This is a genomic window from Pseudomonas sp. LPB0260, from assembly GCF_013388395.1.
Genome location: NZ_CP058247.1, coordinates 3,724,527 through 3,744,969 on the forward strand (window position 1 = coordinate 3,724,527; position 20,443 = coordinate 3,744,969).

At 66.4% G+C, this 20,443-nt stretch carries 16 protein-coding genes and 2 pseudogenes; 15 read left to right on the plus strand and 3 right to left on the minus strand.

Going from position 1 to position 20,443, the window contains the following annotated elements; translation table 11 throughout:
* Window positions 1-5: 5 nt before the first annotated feature.
* From nuoG to nuoN, 8 genes are read left to right on the plus strand one after another with little or no spacing between them, the layout of a single operon-like run.
* Window positions 6-2,735: an NADH-quinone oxidoreductase subunit NuoG gene (gene nuoG / locus LPB260_RS16705; RefSeq protein WP_208706931.1), complete on the plus strand. Its 2,730-nt coding sequence runs from the start codon at window positions 6-8 to the stop codon at window positions 2,733-2,735.
* Complete coding sequence (nuoH, locus tag LPB260_RS16710; RefSeq protein WP_208706932.1) at window positions 2,732-3,724, plus strand: NADH-quinone oxidoreductase subunit NuoH; 993 nt, start codon at window positions 2,732-2,734, stop codon at window positions 3,722-3,724. Before nuoG ends, nuoH begins: the two co-directional genes overlap by 4 nt.
* Before the next feature lie 11 nt (window positions 3,725-3,735).
* Window positions 3,736-4,284: an NADH-quinone oxidoreductase subunit NuoI gene (nuoI, locus tag LPB260_RS16715; RefSeq protein WP_208706933.1), complete on the plus strand. Its 549-nt coding sequence runs from the start codon at window positions 3,736-3,738 to the stop codon at window positions 4,282-4,284.
* 10 nt (window positions 4,285-4,294) lie between these two features.
* The gene (gene nuoJ / locus LPB260_RS16720) at window positions 4,295-4,804 is read left to right on the plus strand and encodes an NADH-quinone oxidoreductase subunit J (protein WP_208710009.1); all 510 of its coding nucleotides are present in this window, start codon (window positions 4,295-4,297) and stop codon (window positions 4,802-4,804) included.
* Complete coding sequence (gene nuoK / locus LPB260_RS16725; protein ID WP_208706934.1) at window positions 4,801-5,109, plus strand: NADH-quinone oxidoreductase subunit NuoK; 309 nt, start codon at window positions 4,801-4,803, stop codon at window positions 5,107-5,109. Before nuoJ ends, nuoK begins: the two co-directional genes overlap by 4 nt.
* Window positions 5,106-6,953 (plus strand): NADH-quinone oxidoreductase subunit L, encoded by a 1,848-nt coding sequence (gene nuoL, locus LPB260_RS16730; protein WP_208706935.1) that lies wholly within the window; start codon window positions 5,106-5,108, stop codon window positions 6,951-6,953. The genes nuoK and nuoL overlap by 4 nt, the downstream gene beginning before the upstream one ends.
* Before the next feature lie 39 nt (window positions 6,954-6,992).
* Entirely contained in the window at window positions 6,993-8,522 is a 1,530-nt protein-coding gene (nuoM, locus tag LPB260_RS16735) for an NADH-quinone oxidoreductase subunit M (RefSeq protein ID WP_208706936.1), read from the plus strand.
* Window positions 8,523-8,544: 22 nt separating this feature from the next.
* Window positions 8,545-10,023 carry an NADH-quinone oxidoreductase subunit NuoN gene (gene nuoN / locus LPB260_RS16740; protein ID WP_208706937.1) on the plus strand — a complete coding sequence of 493 codons (1,479 nt, stop codon included), beginning with the start codon at window positions 8,545-8,547 and terminating at the stop codon, window positions 10,021-10,023.
* 66 nt (window positions 10,024-10,089) lie between these two features.
* Here the strand turns inward: nuoN and LPB260_RS16745 are convergent, their stop codons facing one another.
* Window positions 10,090-11,409: a Na+/H+ antiporter family protein gene (locus tag LPB260_RS16745; RefSeq protein WP_208706938.1), complete on the minus strand. Its 1,320-nt coding sequence runs from the start codon at window positions 11,407-11,409 to the stop codon at window positions 10,090-10,092.
* A 490-nt stretch (window positions 11,410-11,899) separates the two neighbouring features.
* Here LPB260_RS16745 and LPB260_RS29425 point away from each other — a divergent pair.
* The 4 genes and pseudogenes from LPB260_RS29425 to LPB260_RS16760 all read left to right on the plus strand — a co-directional run.
* Window positions 11,900-12,967, plus strand: a pseudogene (locus LPB260_RS29425) (HAMP domain-containing protein); the annotation flags it as partial.
* A gap of 345 nt (window positions 12,968-13,312) precedes the next feature.
* Window positions 13,313-13,825: pseudogene (locus LPB260_RS29430) on the plus strand (methyl-accepting chemotaxis protein); the annotation flags it as partial.
* Between the two features lie 221 nt (window positions 13,826-14,046).
* Window positions 14,047-15,126: a patatin-like phospholipase family protein gene (locus LPB260_RS16755; protein ID WP_208706940.1), complete on the plus strand. Its 1,080-nt coding sequence runs from the start codon at window positions 14,047-14,049 to the stop codon at window positions 15,124-15,126.
* Between the two features lie 72 nt (window positions 15,127-15,198).
* Window positions 15,199-16,044, plus strand: a complete 846-nt coding sequence (locus LPB260_RS16760; RefSeq protein ID WP_208706941.1) for a hypothetical protein — start codon at window positions 15,199-15,201, stop codon at window positions 16,042-16,044.
* A gap of 127 nt (window positions 16,045-16,171) precedes the next feature.
* On the opposite strand, the gene LPB260_RS16765 is transcribed toward LPB260_RS16760, so the two are convergent.
* A complete protein-coding gene (locus tag LPB260_RS16765; protein WP_208706942.1) occupies window positions 16,172-16,843 on the minus strand; it encodes a hypothetical protein in 672 nt (223 codons plus the stop codon).
* Window positions 16,844-17,412: 569 nt separating this feature from the next.
* Here LPB260_RS16765 and LPB260_RS16770 point away from each other — a divergent pair.
* From LPB260_RS16770 to LPB260_RS16780, 3 genes are all read left to right on the plus strand, one after another.
* Entirely contained in the window at window positions 17,413-17,682 is a 270-nt protein-coding gene (locus tag LPB260_RS16770; RefSeq protein WP_208706943.1) for a hypothetical protein, read from the plus strand.
* 176 nt (window positions 17,683-17,858) lie between these two features.
* Window positions 17,859-18,854 carry a GlxA family transcriptional regulator gene (locus tag LPB260_RS16775; RefSeq protein ID WP_208706944.1) on the plus strand — a complete coding sequence of 332 codons (996 nt, stop codon included), beginning with the start codon at window positions 17,859-17,861 and terminating at the stop codon, window positions 18,852-18,854.
* 43 nt (window positions 18,855-18,897) lie between these two features.
* Window positions 18,898-19,407: an HPP family protein gene (locus LPB260_RS16780; protein WP_208706945.1), complete on the plus strand. Its 510-nt coding sequence runs from the start codon at window positions 18,898-18,900 to the stop codon at window positions 19,405-19,407.
* Between the two features lie 72 nt (window positions 19,408-19,479).
* Here LPB260_RS16780 and LPB260_RS16785 read toward each other — a convergent pair whose 3' ends face one another.
* Window positions 19,480-20,442 carry a sensor domain-containing diguanylate cyclase gene (locus LPB260_RS16785; RefSeq protein ID WP_208706946.1) on the minus strand — a complete coding sequence of 321 codons (963 nt, stop codon included), beginning with the start codon at window positions 20,440-20,442 and terminating at the stop codon, window positions 19,480-19,482.
* Window position 20,443 lies beyond the last annotated feature (1 nt).

A 20,443-nucleotide genomic window follows, 5' to 3' on the forward strand; every position in this document is an offset into this window, starting at 1 on the left:
AGACCATGGCCACTATCCACGTAGACGGCAAAGATCTGCAAGTCGACGGCGCTGACAACCTGCTGCAGGCCTGCCTGTCCCTGGGGCTCGACATCCCCTACTTCTGCTGGCATCCCGCCCTCGGCAGCGTCGGCGCCTGCCGCCAGTGCGCGGTCAAGCAGTACAACGACGAGAACGATACCCGCGGCCGCCTGGTGATGTCGTGCATGACCCCGGCCAGCGACAACACCTGGATTTCCATCGAGGATGAAGAGGCCCGGCAGTTCCGCGCCAGCGTGGTGGAGTGGCTGATGACCAACCACCCCCACGACTGCCCGGTATGCGAGGAAGGCGGCCACTGCCACCTGCAGGATATGACGGTGATGACCGGGCACAGCGCTCGGCGCTATCGCTTCACCAAGCGCACCCACCACAATCAGGAACTGGGCCCCTTCATCGCCCACGAGATGAACCGCTGCATCGCCTGCTACCGCTGCGTGCGCTACTACAACGACTACGCCGGGGGCACCGACCTGGGCGTCTACGGCGCCCACGACAACGTCTATTTCGGGCGGGTCGAGGACGCCCCCCTGGAAAGCGAGTTCGCCGGCAACCTGGTCGAGGTCTGCCCGACAGGCGTGTTCACCGACAAGACACACTCCGAGCGCTACAACCGCAAGTGGGACATGCAGTTCGCCCCGAGCATCTGCCACGGCTGCGCCGCCGGCTGCAACATCAGCCCCGGCGAGCGCTACGGCGAGATCCGCCGCATCGAGAACCGCTTCAACGGCTCGGTGAACCAGTACTTCCTCTGCGACCGCGGCCGTTTCGGCTACGGCTACGTCAACCGCCAGGACCGCCCGCGCCAGCCGCTGATGGTGCTGAGCCAGATGAAGATGAGCCTGGACTCGGCCCTCGACCAGGCCGCCGCGCTGCTGAAGAAGCGCAGGGTGATCGGCATCGGCTCGCCCCGCGCCAGCCTGGAGAGCAACTTCGCCCTGCGCCAGCTGGTCGGCGCCGAGCAGTTCTACGCCGGCGTGGACGCTGACGAACTGCAACTGCTGCAGCTGATCCGCGAGGTGCTGCAGAACGGCCCGTTGCCGGTGCCGACCCTGCGCGAGGTGGAAGGCCACGACGCGGTATTCGTCCTCGGCGAGGACCTGACCCAGACCTCCGCACGCCTGGCCCTGACGCTGCGCCAGACGGTCAAGGGCCGGGCCAGGCAGATGGCCGCCGCGATGAAGATCCAGGACTGGCACATGGCCGCAGTGCAGAACGTCGCCCAGGATGCGCTGAGCCCGCTGTTCATCGCCAGCGTCTGCAGCACGCGACTGGATGATGTCGCCCGCGAATGCGCACAGGCCGCACCAGCCGACCTGGCCCGCCTCGGCTTCGCCGTGGCGCACGCCATCGACCCGAACGCACCGGCCGTGGCCGGCCTAGACGCCGAAGCCGCCGCACTGGCCCGGCGCATCGCCGAGGCCCTGCTGGCGGCCGAGCGCCCGCTGATCGTTGCCGGCGCCTCGCTGGGCAGCCGGGCGCTGATCGAGGCCGCCGCCAATATCGCCAGCGCCCTGAAGAACCGCGAGAAAAACGGCTCCATCAGCCTGGTGCTGCCGGAAGCCAACAGCATGGGCCTGGCCCTGCTGCAGGGCGAGGCCCTGTGCAGCCAGTCGCTGGACGCCGCGCTGCAGGCCCTGACCAGCGGCGAGGCCGACGCCCTGGTGGTGCTGGAGAACGACCTCTACCGCCGCGCCGACGCCGCCCGGGTCGACGCCGCCCTGGCCGCCGCCAGGGTGGTAATAGTCGCCGATCACCAGTGGACACCGACCGCCGCCAAGGCGCACCTGTTGCTGCCCGCCGCCAGCTTCGCCGAGGGCGACGGCACCCTGGTCAGCCAGGAGGGCCGCGCCCAGCGCTTCTTCCAGGTCTTCGATCCCACCTATCACGACGGCGACAACCTGGTGCGCGAAGGCTGGCGCTGGCTGCATGCCCTGCACAGCACCCTGCAGAGCCAGGCGGTCGACTGGACCTTGCTCGATCAGGTCACCGCGGCCTGTGCCGCCAGCGTCCCGGCACTGGCCGGCATTCGCGACGCCGCGCCGGACGCCAGCTTCCGCATCAAGGGGCTCAAGCTGTCGCGCGAACCCCATCGCTACAGCGGCCGCACGGCGATGCGCGCCAATATCAGCGTGCACGAGCCGCGCCAGCCCCAGGACCAGGACTCCGCTTTCGCCTTCTCCATGGAGGGCTACTCCGGCTCCGCCGAGACCCGCCAGCAGATTCCCTTCGCCTGGTCGCCCGGCTGGAACTCGCCCCAGGCCTGGAACAAGTTCCAGGACGAGGTCGGAGGCCACCTGCGCGCCGGCGATCCGGGCGTGCGCCTGGTCGAGGCCGCCGGCGTTGCCCTGCCCTGGTTCGCCCCCTGCGCCGCCTTCGCCCCGGCCCAGGGCACGCTGCAGGCGGTGCCCCTGCACCACCTGTTCGGCAGCGAGGAGACGTCCGCCCTCGCCGCGCCGATTCAGGCCCGCGCCCCGGCCCCCTACGTCGCCCTGGCCCGCGAGGAGGCCACGCGCCTGGGCCTGGCGGACGGCGCCCTGCTCAGCCTGAGCCTCGACGGTCGGCCCCTGCGCCTGCCGCTGCAGCTGCGCGATGGCCTCGCGCTCGGCCTGGTCGGCCTGCCCGCGGGGCTGCCCGGGATTCCGCCATCGATCGCTGGCGCGGTGGTGACGGCAATCCGGGAGGCCGGGCAATGAACTGGCTGACGCCCGAGTCGACCGAGATCCTGGTGGCGGTGCTCAAGGCCGTGGTCATCCTGCTCGTGGTGGTGGTCAGCGGCGCCCTGCTGAGCTTCGTCGAACGCCGCCTGCTCGGCTGGTGGCAGGACCGCTACGGGCCCAACCGCGTCGGGCCGTTCGGCCTGTTCCAGATCGCCGCGGACATGCTCAAGATGTTCTTCAAGGAAGACTGGACGCCGCCCTTCGCCGACAAGGTGATCTTCACCCTGGCGCCGCTGATCGCCATGAGCGCCATGCTGATGGCCTTCGCCATCATCCCCATCACCCCGACCTGGGGCGTGGCGGACCTGAACATCGGCATCCTGTTTTTCTTCGCCATGGCCGGGCTGTCGGTCTACGCCGTGCTGTTCGCCGGCTGGTCGAGCAGCAACAAGTACGCCCTGCTCGGCGCCCTGCGCGCCTCGGCGCAGACGGTGTCCTACGAGGTGTTCCTGGCCCTGGCGCTGATGGGCGTGGTGGCCCAGGCGGGCTCGTTCAATATGCGCGAGATCGTCGACTATCAGGCCCAGCACCTGTGGTTCATCGTTCCGCAGTTCTTCGGCTTCTGTACCTTCTTCATCGCCGGCGTCGCGGTCACCCACCGCCATCCCTTCGACCAGCCGGAAGCCGAGCAGGAACTGGCCGACGGTTACCACATCGAGTACGCCGGGATGAAATGGGGCATGTTCTTCGTCGGCGAATACATCGGCATCATCACCATCTCGGCGCTGCTGGTGACCCTGTTCTTCGGCGGCTGGCACGGCCCGTTCGGCCTCCTGCCGCAGATCCCGTTCTTCTGGTTCGCCGCCAAGACCTGCTTCTTCATCATGCTCTTCATCCTGCTGCGCGCCTCGATTCCACGGCCGCGCTACGACCAGGTCATGGCGTTCAGCTGGAAGTTCTGCCTGCCGCTGACCCTGCTCAACCTGCTGGTGACCGGCGCCCTGGTGCTGGCCGCGGCCCAGTAAGGAGGCCCCCCATGTTCCACTACATCAGGCATGTGATCCACGGCACCTTCACCCAGCTGCGCAGCCTGGCGATGATCTTCGCCCACGGCTTTCGCCACCGCGACACCCTGCAGTACCCGGAGGAGGCGGTGTACCTGCCGCCGCGCTACCGCGGGCGCATCGTCCTGACCCGTGACCCGGACGGCGAGGAACGCTGCGTGGCCTGCAACCTGTGCGCGGTGGCCTGCCCGGTCGGCTGCATCTCCCTGCAGAAGGCCGAGGCCCAGGACGGCCGCTGGTATCCGGAATTCTTTCGCATCAACTTCTCGCGCTGCATCTTCTGCGGCCTGTGCGAGGAGGCCTGCCCGACCACCGCCATCCAGCTGACCCCGGACTTCGAGATGGGCGAGTTCAAGCGCCAGGACCTGGTGTACGAGAAGGAGGACCTGCTGATCTCCGGCCCGGGCAAGTACCCCGACTACAACTTCTACCGCGTCGCCGGCATGGCCATCGCCGGCAAGCCGAAGGGCGCCGCGCAGAACGAGGCCGAGCCGATCAACGTGAAAAACCTGCTGCCTTAAGGACGGAATGATGGAACTGGCTTTCTACTTCGCCGCCGGGGTCGCCGTGATGGCCACCTTGCGGGTGATCACCAGCAGCAACCCGGTACATGCCCTGCTGTACCTGATCATCTCGCTGCTGGCGGTCGCCATGGTGTTCTTCAGCCTCGGTGCGCCCTTCGCCGGCGCCCTGGAGATCATCGTCTACGCCGGCGCCATCATGGTGCTGTTCGTCTTCGTGGTGATGATGCTCAACCTCGGCGCCGCCGCCGTCGAGCAGGAAAGACGCTGGCTCACCCCCGGCATCTGGCTGGGCCCGGCCCTGCTTTGTGCCCTGCTGCTCGGCCAGCTGCTCTACGTGCTGCTCGCCGCGCCGAGCAGCGCCGCCATCGGCCAGGTCACGGTGGATGCCAAGACCGTTGGCATCAGCCTGTTCGGGCCCTACCTGCTGGCCGTCGAGCTGGCCTCGATGCTGCTGCTGGCGGCGCTGGTGGCCGCCTATCACCTCGGCCGCCACGAAGCCAAGGATGCGACCCCATGAGCGCGATTCCGATGGAACATGGCCTGGCCCTGGCCGGCGTGCTGTTCAGCCTCGGCCTGGTCGGCCTGCTGGTGCGCCGCAACATCCTCTTCGTGCTGATGAGCCTGGAAGTGATGATGAACGCCGCTGCCCTGGCCTTCGTGGTCGCCGGCGCGCGCTGGGGACAACCCGACGGCCAGGTGATGTTCATTCTGGTGATCAGCCTGGCGGCGGCCGAGGCCAGCATCGGGCTGGCGATCCTGCTGCAGCTGTACCGCCGCTTCAATACCCTGGATATCGACGCTGCCAGCGAGATGCGCGGATGAACCTACTCTTCCTGACCTGCCTGTTCCCGTTGCTCGGCTGGCTGACGCTGGCCTTCAGCCGCGGCCGTTGCTCGGAGAATACCGCGGCGCTGATCGGTGTCGGCTCAGTCGGCCTGTCGGCCCTGACCGCCGCCTGGATCATCTGGCAGTTCGCCAGCGCGCCGCCGCCGGGCGGTGTCTACAGCCAGTTGCTCTGGCAATGGATGGCGGTGGACGGCTTCACGCCCAGCTTCACCCTGTACCTGGACGGCCTGTCGCTGACCATGCTCGGCGTGGTCACCGGGGTCGGCTTTCTCATCCACCTGTTCGCCAGCTGGTACATGCGCGGCGAGGAAGGCTATTCGCGCTTCTTCGCCTACACCAACCTGTTCATCGCCAGCATGCTGTTCCTGGTGCTCGGCGATAACCTGCTGTTCCTCTACCTGGGCTGGGAAGGTGTGGGCCTGTGCTCGTACCTGCTGATCGGCTTCTACTTCAAGCACAGGGCCAACGGCAATGCGGCGCTCAAGGCCTTTATCGTCACCCGCGTGGGCGATGTGTTCATGGCCATCGGCCTGTTCATCCTGTTCTTCCAGCTCGGCACCCTGAACATCCAGGAACTGATGGTGCTGGCGCCACAGAAATACGTCGCCGGCGACACCTGGCTGTGGCTTGCCACCCTGATGCTGCTCGGCGGCGCGGTGGGCAAGTCGGCGCAGCTGCCGCTGCAGACCTGGCTGGCCGACGCCATGGCCGGCCCGACCCCGGTCTCCGCGCTGATCCACGCCGCCACCATGGTCACCGCCGGGGTCTACCTGATCGCCCGCACCCATGGCCTGTTCCTGCTGACCCCGGAAGTTCTCCAACTGGTCGGCATCGTCGGCGGCGCGACCCTGGTGCTGGCCGGGTTTGCCGCCCTGGTGCAGACCGACATCAAGCGCATCCTCGCCTACTCGACCATGAGCCAGATCGGCTACATGTTCCTCGCCCTGGGCGTCGGCGCCTGGAGCGCCGCGATCTTCCACCTGATGACCCACGCCTTCTTCAAGGCCCTGTTGTTCCTCGCCTCCGGAGCCGTGATCAACGCCTGCCATCATGAGCAGAACATCTTCAGGATGGGCGGCCTGTGGCGGAAATTGCCGCTGGCCTACGCCAGCTTCCTCGTCGGCGGCGCCGCCCTGGCCGCCCTGCCGCTGATCACCGCCGGCTTCTATTCCAAGGACGAGATCCTCTGGGAAGCCTTCGCCAGCGGCCACCAGGCCTTGCTCTACGCAGGGCTCACTGGCGCCTTCCTCACCTCGCTGTACACCTTCCGCCTGATCTTCATCGCCTTCCACGGCGAGGCCAAGGTCGAGGCCCATGCCGGCCATGGCGTCGCCCACTGGCTGCCCTTGTCAGTGCTGATCCTGCTGTCGACCTTCGTCGGCGCGCTGATCAGCCCGCCCCTGGCCGGGGTGCTACCGCAGAGCGTCGGCCACGCCGGTGGCGAGGCCAAGCACAGCCTGGAGCTGGCCTCGGCGCTTATCGCCCTGTCCGGCATCGTGCTCGCCGCCCTGCTGTTCCTCGGCCAACGGCGCCTGGTCGGTGCCCTTGCCGCCAGTGCCCCCGGGCGCCTGCTCGGCGCCTGGTGGTTCGCCGCCTGGGGCTTCGACTGGCTCTACGACAAGCTGTTCGTGCGCCCCTATCTGCTGGTCTGCCGGCTGCTCGGGCGCGACCCGATCGACGCCAGCATCGGCGTGCTGCCGCGCCTGGCCCGTGGTGGACATGGCGTCCTGAGCCGCAGCGAAACCGGACAGCTGCGCTGGTACGCGGCGTCCATCGTCGGCGGCGCCGTGCTGGTACTCACCGTCGTGCTGCTGGCCTGACCCGAGCATGAAACTACTGCGAAAGGAACCCCGCCCATCATGATTCTGCCCTGGCTAGTCCTGATCCCCTTCATCGGCGGCCTGCTGTGCTGGCTGGGTGAGCGTTTCGGCAACACGCTGCCGCGCTGGGTCGCCCTGCTGACCATGGCCCTGCTGTTCGGCCTGAGCCTGTGGCTGTGGTCCAGCGCCGATTTCAGCCTGGCCCCGGCGCCCGGCGTCGAGCCGCGCTGGGCCTACGAGTTCCAGCTGCCGTGGATCGAGCGCCTGGGCATCAGCCTGCACCTGGCGCTCGATGGCCTCTCGGTGCTGATGATCAGCCTCACCGGACTGCTGGGCGTACTCTCGGTGCTCTGTTCCTGGCATGAGATCCAGAACCGCGTCGGCTTCTTCCACCTCAACCTGATGTGGATTCTCGGCGGCGTGGTCGGGGTCTTCCTGGCCATGGACCTGTTCCTGTTCTTCTTCTTCTGGGAAATGATGCTGGTGCCGATGTACTTCCTCATCGCGCTCTGGGGCCACAGCGGCAGCGCCGGCAAGACCCGCATCACCGCCGCCACCAAGTTCTTCATCTACACCCAGGCCAGCGGCCTGATCATGCTGGTGGCGATCCTCGCCCTGGTGTTCGTCCACTTCAACGGCAGCGGCGTGCTGACCTTCAACTACGCCGACCTGCTGAAGACCGAGCTGGAACCGGGCACCGAGTTCCTGCTGATGCTCGGCTTCTTCATCGCCTTCGCCGTGAAATTCCCGGTGGTGCCCTTCCACTCCTGGCTGCCGGATGCCCACGCCCAGGCGCCGACCGCCGGCTCGGTGGACCTGGCCGGCATCCTGCTCAAGACCGCCGCCTACGGCATGATCCGCTTCGCCCTGCCGCTGTTCCCCAACGCCTCGGCGGAGTTCGCCCCGGTGGCCATGGGCCTGGGCGTGTTCGCCATCGTCTACGGCGCCCTGCTGTCGTTCGCCCAGACCGACATCAAACGCCTGGTGGCCTACTCGAGCGTGTCGCACATGGGCTTCGTGCTGATCGCCATCTACTCGGGCAGCCAGATCGCCCTGCAGGGCGCGGTGGTGCAGATGCTCGCCCACGGCCTGTCCGCCGCCGCACTGTTCATCCTCTGCGGCCAGCTCTACGAGCGCCTGCATACCCGTGACATGCGCGAGATGGGCGGGATCTGGGCGCGCATGCCCTGGCTGCCCGCCCTCAGCCTGTTCTTCGCCGCGGCGGCCCTCGGCCTGCCCGGTACCGGCAACTTCATCGGTGAATTCCTCATCCTCATCGGCACCTTCCCCGCCGCACCCTGGGTCACCGTCCTCGCCGCCAGCGGCCTGGTGCTCGGTTCGGTCTACTCGCTGATCATGATCCACCGCGCCTACTTCGGCCCGGCCAAGGAAGAAGGCGCGCTGCTCGGGCTAAAGCCCCGCGAGCTGGGCATGGTGCTGGGCCTGGCCGTGCTGCTGACGCTGCTCGGCATCTACCCACAACCAGTGCTGGACACCTCGGCGGCCAGCATGCAGGGCGTGCAGCAGTGGTTCAGCACCAGTCTCAGCCAATTCGCCTCGGTTCGGTAAGCGATCTATGGAAAGCAGCGACATGCCCTTTACCCTGCAACACCTCATCGCCCTGCTGCCACTGCTGGTGACCAGCGCCACGCTCATCGTGGTGATGCTGGCGATCGCCTGGAAGCGCAACCACAGCCTGACCTTCGTCCTCTCGGTAGTCGGCCTGAACCTGGCCCTGCTGGCGATCATCCCGGCGCTGGAGGTCGCCCCGCTGCAGGTGACGCCGCTGCTACTGGTGGACCGCTTCGCCTGCTACTACATGGCCCTGATACTGGCGGCCACCCTGGCTTGCGTGACCCTGACCCACGCCTACCTGGGCGAGGCCACCCTGGGCGCCGGACAAACCAGCCGCCAGGGCTATCCCGGCAATCGCGAGGAGATGTACCTGCTGATGCTGCTGTCGGCCGCCGGCGGCCTGGTGCTGGCCGGTGCACAGCACCTGGCGGGGCTGTTCATCGGCCTGGAGCTGCTCTCGGTGCCGATCTACGGCCTGGTCGCCTATGCCTTCTTCGACAAGCGTTCGCTGGAGGCCGGCATCAAGTACATGGTGCTGTCGGCGGCCGGCAGCGCCTTCCTGCTGTTCGGCATGGCCCTGCTCTATGCCGACTCCGGCAGCCTCGGTTTCGCCCAGATCGGCGCCAGCCTCGCCGCCGGCGGCAGCCAGCTGGTGCAGATCGGCATCGGCATGATGCTGGTCGGCCTGGCCTTCAAGCTGTCGCTGGTGCCCTTCCACCTGTGGACGCCGGACGTCTACGAGGGCGCGCCGGCGCCGGTGGCGGCGTTTCTCGCGACCGCCAGCAAGGTCGCGGTATTCGCCGTGCTGCTGCGCCTGTACCAGATATCCCCGGCCACCGCCGGCGGCTGGCTGAATGACCTGCTGACGCTGATCGCCATCGCCTCGATCCTGGTCGGCAACCTGCTGGCGCTGCTGCAGAGCAACCTCAAACGCCTGCTGGGCTATTCCTCGATTGCCCATTTCGGCTACCTTCTGGTGGCCCTGGTGGCCAGCAAGGGCCTGGCGGTGGAGGCCATCGGCGTCTACCTGGCCACCTACGTGCTGACCTCCCTGGGCGCCTTCGGCGTGATCACCCTGATGTCGACCCCCTACAACGGCCGTGATGCCGACGCCCTGTACGAGTACCGCGGGTTGTTCTGGCGCCGACCCTACCTCACCGCGGTGCTCACGGTGATGATGCTGTCGCTGGCCGGCATTCCGCTCACGGCCGGCTTCATCGGCAAGTTCTACATCATCGCCGCCGGCGTGCAGGCGCAGCTGTGGTGGCTGCTCGGCGCCCTGGTGCTGGGCAGCGCCATCGCTGTGTTCTACTACCTGCGGGTGATGGTCACCCTGTTCCTCAACGAACCCAACCTGCACCGCCACGACGCGCCCTTCAACTGGGGCCAGCGCGCCGGCGGAATCATGCTGCTGTTCGTGGCGCTGCTGGCGTTCGCCATTGGCATCTACCCGCAGCCGCTGCTGGCCATGCTCAGCGGCATCAGCCTGGGCTGAAACGCAGGCGGGGTTGCCGAATGACCGGCAACCCCGCTGATGAGCCCTCTCCCCGCGCCGTTGGGGCTACAGCACCATCGCCGCCAGCCAGCCGAACGCCAGCAGCGGCAGGTTGTAGTGCAGGAAGGTCGGCACCACGCTGTCCCAGATGTGATTGTGCTGGCCATCGACGTTCAGGCCCGCGGTCGGCCCGAGGGTCGAATCGGAAGCCGGCGAGCCGGCATCGCCCAGGGCCCCGGCGGTGCCGACGATGCTGACGATGGCCAGCGGGCTGAAACCCAGTTGCAGCCCCAGCGGCACGAAGATCGCGGCGATGATCGGCACGGTCGAGAAGGACGAGCCGATGCCCATGGTCACCAGCAGGCCGACCAGCAGCATCAGCAGCGCGCCGATGGCCTTGTCGTGGCCGATCAGCTGCGCAGCGCCGTCGACCAGGGTGCTCACCTCGCCGGTGGCCTTCATCACCTCGGCGAAGCCGCCGGCGGCGATCATGATGAAGCCGATCATCGCCATCATCTTCATGCCTTCGGTGAACAGGCCGTCGGCCTCCTTCCAGCGCACCACCCCGGACAGCGAGAAGATCACGAAGCCCACCAGGGCGCCGATGATCATCGAGTCCAACCACAACTGCACGACAAAGGCGGCGGCGATGGCCACACCGGCCACCAGCAGGCTCAAGGGGTTGTAGCTCACGTCCACGCGCTCGACCCGCTCGATCTTCGCCAGGTCGTAGACGCGCTTGCCGCGGTAGCTCAGCAGCACCGCCACCAGCAGCCCCAGCAGCATGCCCAGCGCCGGAATCGCCATCGCCTGGCTCACGCTGATGCCACTGGTATCCACCCCGGCCTTGGCCACGTTGGCCAGCAGGATCTCATGCAGGAAGATCCCGCCGAAGCCCACCGGCAGGAACATGTAAGGGGTGATCAGGCCGAAGGTCAGCACACAGGCGATCAAGCGGCGATCCAGTTGCAGCCTGCTCAGGACATAGAGCAGCGGCGGCACCAGCAGGGGAATGAAGGCGATATGGATCGGCAGGATGTTCTGCGAGGCGATGGCCACGGCCAGCAGCAGGCCCAGCAGCAGCCACTTGAGCCAGGCCCCGCCCGCGTCCTGCTGCCGACCGACCATGGCCAGGGCCTTGTCGGACAGGGCATGGGCCAGTCCGGACTTGGCGATGGCCACGGCGAAGGCGCCGAGCAGGGCATAGGACAGGGCCACGGTAGCGCCGCCGCCCAGGCCCTGGTTGAAGGCATCCAGCGTGCCCTCCACCCCCAGGCCACCGAGCAGGCCGCCGAGCAATGCACCGATGATCAGGGCGATCACCACATGCACCCGGCACAGGCTGAGGATCAGCATGACGCCGACCGCTGCGATTACTGCATTCATGAAGCACTCCTCGATGTTTGCGCACGTCTGGCGATGGCCACAGGGGGCGTGGCTGGCGCAAAAAGCCGCGCACTCTGCCGCAACCCAGCACTGCTGTCAAAAATAGCCGTGCGAAATAATGATCGAGGCGTGCATAATTTCACCGCACCCTATGGCCGAGCGTCCGAAGTTGCCGGCGAATCCAGCGCGCCAGCCGATTAGCGTTCAAGAAAAGTCGACGCCCGCCGATGGTCAACGAATAAGCCGTTTTACGAATAATAAGGAGCGCCGCATGTCGCCCAGCCGCCTGTCCATTCAGCTGAAGATCACCCTATTGGCGGGACTCTGCCTGGTTCTCATCGTCACCCTGCTGGTGGGCGCCTCGCTCTACCAGTCGACCAGCACCGCCGAGCTGGTGCGCAGCTCCAGCAGTGACATGCTCAAGAACAGCGCCAAGTTGCGCCTGCAGGCCCGCGGCGAACTGCAGGCGATCCGCATCCAGCGCTACTTCATGGACGCCTATCAATACGGCACGGGCTTTTCCCGGCAGATCCTGTTCCTGCGCGACCAGGCGAAGAAACGCTTCCTCGACGCCTTCGACCTGCGCGAGGACCTGACCCGGCAGGTACGCAGCAGCCTGGAGGCCAACCCCGACCTGCTCGGCCTGTATCTGGTGTTCGAACCCAATGCCCTGGACGGCAAGGACGAGCTGTTCGTCGACCAGCCCGCGCTGGGCAGCAACGAGCAGGGGCGTTTCTCGCTCTACTGGTCGCAACCCTCGCCGGGCACGCTGGAATCCGAGTCGATGAGCGAGGAGATGCTCGGCGATACCAAGGTCGGCCCCAGCGGCGATCCCTACAACGCCTGGTACACCTGCCCGCGCGACAGCCGCAAGGCCTGCGTGCTGGAGCCCTACTACGACGAGGTCGGTGGCCGCCAGGTGCTGATGACCAGCATCGCCTTCCCCCTCGAGTTGGAGGGCAAGGTGATCGGTGTCATGGGTGTGGACATCAGCCTGGACAGCCTTCAGCAGTTGAGCCTGCAGGCTAATCAGGAGCTCTACGCCGGCGAAGGCCATATCAGCATCTTCAGCCCGGCGGCCCTGCTCGCCGGCCACAGCCGCGACGCCAAGCTGCTCAGCGCCGCAGTCGACAAGGCCTACGGCGAGCATTCCGGCGAGTTGCGTCCGCTGATCAGCAACGGCCAGGCCGCGGAGTTGCAACACGGCGAGATGATGCGCGTGCTGCAACCCTTCAAGCCGATTCCCGAGGCGAAGAACTGGAGTGTGCTGCTGGAAGTGCCCGAGCAGGTCCTGCTCGGCCCGGCCCGGCAGCTGGAGAACCAGCTCGACAGCCGCCGCACCGCGGACAGCAGCCTGAGCCTGCTGATCGGCCTGGTCGCGGTTCTCGCCGGCCTGCTGCTGATGTGGCTGACGGCACGCGGGGTCACCCGGCCCATCCTCGGAGTGGCCGCCATGCTCAAGGACATTGCCAGCGGCGAAGGCGACCTGACCCGCCGCCTGGCATACGCCAAGCAGGACGAACTGGGCGAGCTGGCCGGCTGGTTCAACCGCTTCCTCGACAAGTTGCAGCCGGTCATCGCCGACGTCAAACGCAGCGTGCAGGACGCCCGCAGCACCGCCGACCAGTCCGCGGCCATCGCCAGCCAGACCAGCGCCGGCATGCAGCAGCAGTTCCGCGAAGTCGACCATGTGGCCACCGCCTTCCAGGAAATGAGCGCCACCGCCCAGGATGTCGCGCATAACGCCGCCCAGGCCGCCGAGGCGGCGCGCACGGCCGACCAGGCCAGCCACGAAGGGCTCGGGGTGATCGGCCAGACCACCTCCTCCATCGAGCTGCTGGCCAACGAGATGAACGTGGCCATGCAGGAGGTCGAGGGCCTGGCCAGCAGCAGCGAACAGATCGGCTCGGTGCTGGAGGTGATCCGCTCGATCGCCGAACAGACCAACCTGCTGGCACTCAACGCCGCCATCGAGGCGGCCCGCGCCGGCGAGGCCGGGCGTGGCTTCGCCGTGGTCGCCGATGAGGTGCGCAACCTGGCCAAGCGCACCCAGGACTCGGTGGAAGAGATCCGCCAGGTGATCGAAGGCCTGCAGAGCGGCACCCGCGAGGTGGTCAGCACCATGCACAGCAGCCACCGCCAGGCCCAGGGCAGCGTTGCCCAGGTCGAACAGGCGGTCGCCGCGCTGCAGCGCATCAGCCAGGCGGTCAGCGTGATCACCGAGATGAACCTGCAGATCGCCAGCGCCGCCGAGGAGCAGAGCTCGGTCGCCGAGGAGATCAACCGCAATGTCGCCTCGATACGCGACGTCACCGAAGCCATCTCCGGCCAGGCCGACGAGTCCGCCCAGGTCAGCCAGAACCTCAACCGCCTGGCCAACCATCAACAGAGCCTGATGGATCAGTTCCGCGTCTGAGACCCGCCGGAAGGCGTCGCGCCGCCGGCCCCGGTGTCCGAGGGGCGCGACAGCTTCCAGGTTCCGCCGCGCCGGATTGACGCGCTTGCGGCGCCCATGACCGGGACGACCGGACCTTCGCCGATACCCTGTGACGCCGGGTCCCATCATTCAGCCGGTGAAGTGCCCGGGGATCGACCGCTACTAGCCGTATAATCACGCCCCCGACGACGGAGGCGAGCATGAGCGCGATTCACATCAAGTCCCCTGCCCTGACGATCAAGGCCGGTTCCCGGGCCATGGCGCGCATTCGCCAGCATGGCCTGCAACCGGCGGACGTCGGCATCCTGCCCGGCGCCGCCGGTGGCCCCAAGGCCCTGGGCATTCAGGGCCTGGACCTGGCGCTGTTCGGTGACTGGCTGCCCCGCGCCCCGCGCGAGCGCGCGCTGATCGGCGCCTCGATCGGCTCCTGGCGCTTCGCCAGCGCCTGCCTGGACGATGCCGCCGCCGGCATTCGCCGTCTTGGCGAGTTGTATACCCAGCAGCAGTTCGCCAAAGGCGTGAGCATGGCCGAGGTCTCGAACAGCTGCCGGCTGATGCTCGAGCAGCTGCTCGAGGGTCGCGACGCCCAGGTGCTGAACAATCCCCACTATCGCCTGAACATCGTGCTGGTGCGCAGCCAGGGGCTGCTGCAGCACGATCACCGTGCCGCACTGGGCCTCGGCCTGTCGGCGGTCATCGGCAACAACCTGCTCGGCAGGCCACGCCTGGCCCGGCATTTCGAACGGATCATCCTGCATGACGACCGCCAGGCCCCGCCCTTGGCGCCGCTACGGGACTTTCCTTCGCGCTGCCTGCCACTGGGCCCGCACAACCTGCGCCACGCCCTGCTCGCCTCCGGCTCGATCCCCATGATCATGCAAGGCGTGCGCGACATACCCGGGGTCGGCCCCGGCACCTACCGCGACGGCGGCCTGCTCGACTACCACCTCGACCTGCCGTACAGCGGCAACGATATCGTGCTCTACCCGCACTTCACCGATCGGATCATCCCCGGCTGGTTCGACAAGGGCATGTCCTGGCGGCGTGGCGACGGCGGGCGCCTGCAGGACGTGCTGCTGCTCGCTCCATCGGCGGACTACCTCGCCCGCCTGCCCCATGGCAAGCTGCCAGACCGCAAGGATTTCAGCCGTTACCTGGGCGACGACGGTGGTCGCCGACGCTGCTGGCGCCAGGCCATGGACGAAAGCCGCCGGCTTGGTGACGAGTTCCTCGAACTGGTGGAGGGCGGCACACTGGCCGAGCGCATGGTGGCGCTCTAAGGCGCGCCGCGATTGCCAGGGAGGGCCGCAGACGGCTAGTTTTACGCGCCACGCAACCAAGGACGGATCTGTATGAAACTGGCGGTCGCCATCATCCACGGCATCGGCACCCAACCCGACATTCGCGACGGCGACGGCCAGCACGCCTTCGCCCAGGAGCTGATCGCCGGCCTGCGCCAGCGCCTGGGCGTCGACGCCGACCAGGTGGCCTTCCAGAGCCTGTACTGGGCGAGCGTGCTGGACAAACGCCAGCTGGCCTACCTCGACCAACTGCGCGGGCAGCCAGTGCGCTGGCGCTGGTTGCGGCGCATCGTCACCCTGTTCCTCGGTGATGCCAGCGGCTACCGCCAGGTCAGCCAGGCCTATGACACCACCTACGAGGAGGTCCACCAATGCCTGCGCAACGGTCTCAACCGTCTGCGCGCCCGGGTCGATGCCCATACCCCGCTGGTGGTGCTTGCCCACTCCCTGGGCGGGCACATCTTCTCCAATTTCGTCTGGGACCAGCAGCGCATCAACCGCACCGCGTCCTGCCCCCACGACCCCTTCCTGGGCCTGGAAACCCTGGCCGGCCTGGTCACCTTCGGCTGCAACATCCCGCTGTTCACCTTCGCCTACGACCCGGTGGTACCGATCCGCTTCCCCGGCCACTGCCTGAGCGAACCCGTGCGCGATCAGGCGCGCTGGCTCAATCTCTACGCGCCAGCGGACATTCTCGGCTATCCGTTACGGCCGATACCGGGCTATGCGAGCGTGGTCCACGAAGATCGCGCCATGCCCGTCGGGCCCTGGTACAAACGCCACACGCCGCTGAGCCACCTCGCCTATTGGCAGGATCGGCGCTTTCAGCGCTATGTCGCGCAGTACCTGCAGCGGGTCCTGAACGCCTGCACTGCGCCGAAAGCCTCCGGCGGCTGAGCGGCCAAACAAAACGCCCCGGAACCCATGGCAACCCTCGAGGGTTGCCTGTGTTCCGGGGCGTCCTTCCGGCACGCTTCAATCAGCGCGGGGAGCGGCCAAACCTGCGTGGTTCAGCGATCAGCGATTACCACGCCGCCAGCGCCGGGTTGCGCACCACCTCGCTGCCAGCTGCCTGAGCCGCGCCAGCTTCCTCGCGCTTCTTCGCCCACTGGGTGAGCAGCACCATCGCGATGAAGCCACCGACGATCATCACCGGATAGGCGGCGAGAATCTCGGTCAGCGAGTACTTCCAGGACAGCGGACGACCGATGCCCAGCATCGCCGCGTAGAACCAGGACACACCCGACAGCGCGCCGGCAAACAGTGCGAACATGCGCATGCTGAACTTCAGTTTGAGCAGCGAGCCGGCCTTCTGCAGCGCCGGCAATACCAGGCCGTGCAGCAGCATGCCGTTGAAGGTCAGCAGCATGACGATGGCGATCTTGGCCTGCAGCTTGGGGTTGAGCAGGTAGGACAAGCCACTGGCACTGATATCCAGCCAGATGATCGCCACGCCACTGACCCAGAGCACCGCCAGGGCAATGGAAACGGACTTCTGCAGGCTTTCCATATGCTGGCTGTCCTGCAGATGGGAGTTTCCGCCCTTGAACAACTCTTTGATCATGGCGAAGTCGCTGGTCAGTACCATGCCGATGGCGACACAGCAGGCGATCAGGTGCGCGTACACAATCCCTAGGCGCATAAACTCCATGGTTGCTTGCTGCTCAAAGAACGCGGCGATAGTGCTCAGGTCCATGGGATACCTCTACTTCTTGCTGGGTGAACCAAACAGATCGATCGACTTGGTTCAGCGAGTTTCTACATTTGCAGTGAAGAAATGACTCCAATGCTGCTTTGCGGTTTCTGTGGCGAAACATCAAATGCACTACTACTTGGCGAATGAACTGCTCATCATTCGATTTCCTCTTTCAAAGGTAAAAAGCTCCCCCGCACCTGATGTCGTGCATCCGAGAAAGAGCTCCTGATTGGGTGAGGTCGACGCTAAGTCGGCCGTCCTCAAATGGCTACTCTCTGAGCGAGCGAAGTTGAAATCGTTCACTTTTCATACAGCAACGCCGACGAACGGCAGCCTTCCGAAACACGCACAAACGCTAGCGATTGGCCATCTTCCGGGCTCGAAGCCGGGAGAATATTGGTGATTTCCGACATTGCCGAACAGTTGAGCGACAGCTTCCGTGAACCAGTTGAACTTTTCGCTTCGGCCATGTGACTTATTAGTCAGGGTCGGTCATCAACAGCTATGACCGGCCAGCGCGCACTCATGCCGCTGTCCCTACACACTTTGGGATCACCTCGGAGAACCCCATGGACGCCCCGCTGCGTTTCAACGAAGCACTGCTCATCGCCGATCGCGCCTTCAAGCCCTTCCAATGCGTTGCCTGGTCGCCGCAAGACGGCACCGGCGAGCTGAGTCTGACGGTCATCGACCGCACCAGCACTCGCCTGCTCGGTAGAACCCAGCTGCCCAGCAGCATCTACAGCGACCCGGACAAGCTGGCCAAGGTGCTGGAACAGTCCCGCCAGGAGCTCAGTAAGCAGGGTTTCAACCTCGCGCCCTGGAGCATGCCGGAGTAAATCGCCCGGCGACTGGCTCCCCGGTCCGCGCGGCGCCCAACGCCGCGCGTACGGATCACTGCTGGCACCTCGTGCTCGGGCCAGCCCACGAACTGGCATTATCCGTGGGCTTAGTGTCCTTGTTGCCATCCCCTCGCTGAGCGCAGACTGCATCCATTGCTCACCGAGACCTCCCCATGGATGCGCCGAAAACCATCGCCTGCCTGATCTACCCGGACGTCATGAGCCTCGACGTGACCGGCCCGCTACAGGTATTCGCCTCCGCCAACGACGAACGCCAACGCCAGGGGTTGCCGCCCAGCTACAGATTGCTGGTACTCGGTCCCCAGGCGGGCGCGATCGCCACCTCGGCCGGCGTCCAGCTACTCGCCGAACAGGCCTGGGAGCAGACCGACGCGACCCACATCGATACCCTGCTGATTCCCGGCGGCGCCGGCGAACAGCAGCAGTGTCAGAACCCGCAACTGCTGAGCTGGCTGCGCGCGGCGGAACCTCGGGTACGCCGTCTCGGCTCGGTCTGCTCCGGCGCCCTGATCCTGGCGGCCGCCGGACTGCTCGATGGCCGCCGCGCCACCACCCACTGGGCCGATGTGGGCAGGCTGCGCGAGGCTCATCCGCAGGTCGAGGTGCAGGGGGATTGCCTGCACACCTACTCAGCCGATGACCCGGGCGGCGATGCGCACATATTCACCTCAGCCGGCGTAACCGCCGGTATCGACCTGGCCCTGGCGCTGGTGGAGGCCGATCTCGGCCGCGCCATGGCCCTGACCGTGGCCCGCCGGCTGGTGATGTTCCTGCGCCGACCCGGCGGCCAGGCCCAGTTCAGTGCGCTGCTTGCCCCCGACCCCAGTCGCATACCGCGCCTGGCCGCCCTGCTCGACTGGATTCCCGCTCACCTGGCCGATGACCTTTCGGTGGAGGCGCTGGCCGCCCAGGCCTGTATGGCACCGCGCACCCTGTCGCGGGTATTCGTCGAGGAGCTGGGCATGGGACCCGGTCGCTATGTCGAACGCATCCGCCTGGAGACCGCCCGTCACCTGTTGCAGAACGCCAACGCCTCGATCTCCACGGTGGCGCGCCTCACCGGCTTCGGCCACCCGGAGAACCTGCGTCGGGCCTTCCACAAGCATCTATCCGTCAGCCCCCAGGCCTACGCCGAGCGATTCGCCTGATGCCAACGAGCACAATCTGCAACCCCACCACCGAGAGCCCCCGATGACGCCTTACCTTCACACACTCCGCAGCCAAGCCAGCGCCCTGCCACCCCGCGCACCAGCCCGGCAGATAGCGCTGGCTTGGCTCGGCGGCGCTCTGGCCATAGCCTGCGTGGCCAACGTCGCCGAGTTGCTATCACTCGGTCTACTGCTGGGATCCTTCGGCGCATCCTGCGTGCTGGTATTCGGCTACCCCGAATTGCCCTTCTCGCAGCCACGCAATGTGCTGGTCGGGCACCTGTTGAGTAGCCTGACCGGTCTGCTGTTTCTGCATCTGCTTGGCCCGCAGTGGTGGTCGCTTTCGCTCGCAGTAGGCAGCGCCATCGCCCTGATGATGCTGACTCGCAGCGTCCACCCGCCGGCGGGTTCGAATCCGGTGATCATCTTTCTCGCCCTGCCGGGCTGGGACTTCCTGCTGTTCCCCACGCTGTTCGGAGGGCTACTGCTGATCGCAGTGGCGCTGCTGTACAACAACGCCACGCGCGGCGGTCGCTATCCGCAGTACTGGTAACGACGGTGTGCTGACGGCCGTTTAGGCGGGTCGGGCTCAGCGCCTGAGACCGACCCGCAGGTGTAACCGAGCCTAGACGGGAACCTGGTGAAGGCTGGTGCGGTTGCGCCCGCCTTTCTTGGAAGCATAGAGGGCGTGATCGGCCCACTCGATAAGTTGCTCGTGGCCAGTGCTGGGCGGAGCAAGGTCGGCAACCCCAAGACTGATGGTCACCGGGATGACCACGCCATCGTGCTCCACCCGCATGGCCTCGACGGCCAGACGCAAGCGCTCGGCGAACAGCTGTGCACCCTTGGCATCGGTGTCCGGCAGCAGCACGGCGAACTCTTCGCCACCGTATCGGCCGGCGATGTCGTTGGTGCGCACATGCGCCAACACCAGGTTGGCAACGCCCTGAATCACCTTGTCGCCGGCCTGATGGCCATAGGTGTCGTTGACCTTCTTGAAGTGATCGATATCGAACATCACCAGGGAAGCCATGGTCCGGTAACGCTGGTGGCGGGCATATTCGAGGCGCAGGGCTTCTTCCCAGTGCCCGCGGTTGTTCAGGCCGGTGAGCCGATCGGTGCTGGACAGGCGTTTGAGTTCCAGGTTGGCGGCCTGCAGCTGACGCTTGTTGGTCGCCACCTCGGTGACGTCGTAGATGATCACGCAGATGTGCGCGACCTCGCTGTTGGTGGCCCGCAGCGGTATCAGGGTGACGTTCTGATACATGTGGTCTTCCTGCCCGGTGATCGGCTGGTAGTTCTTGAAGCGCACCAGGTAGGGTCGCTGCTCCCAGATGGTGAAGGCAGGCGTTCCCAGCAGCGCGACGGTCTCCAGCTTGTTGCGGAACCAGTCCTCGTCCACTTCGGGGAAGACCTCGAAGAAGGACTGCTGATGAACCTCGCTGGGCGGGCGCCCGGAGTGGTTCTCCATGAAGCTGTTCCAGATCTCGACCCGGTATTCGCGATCGAGCATGATCACGCCGACGTCGATGCTCTGCACGGTCGCCATCAGCCAGTGAAACTCGTTGAGATCCAGCAGTGCGCTCATG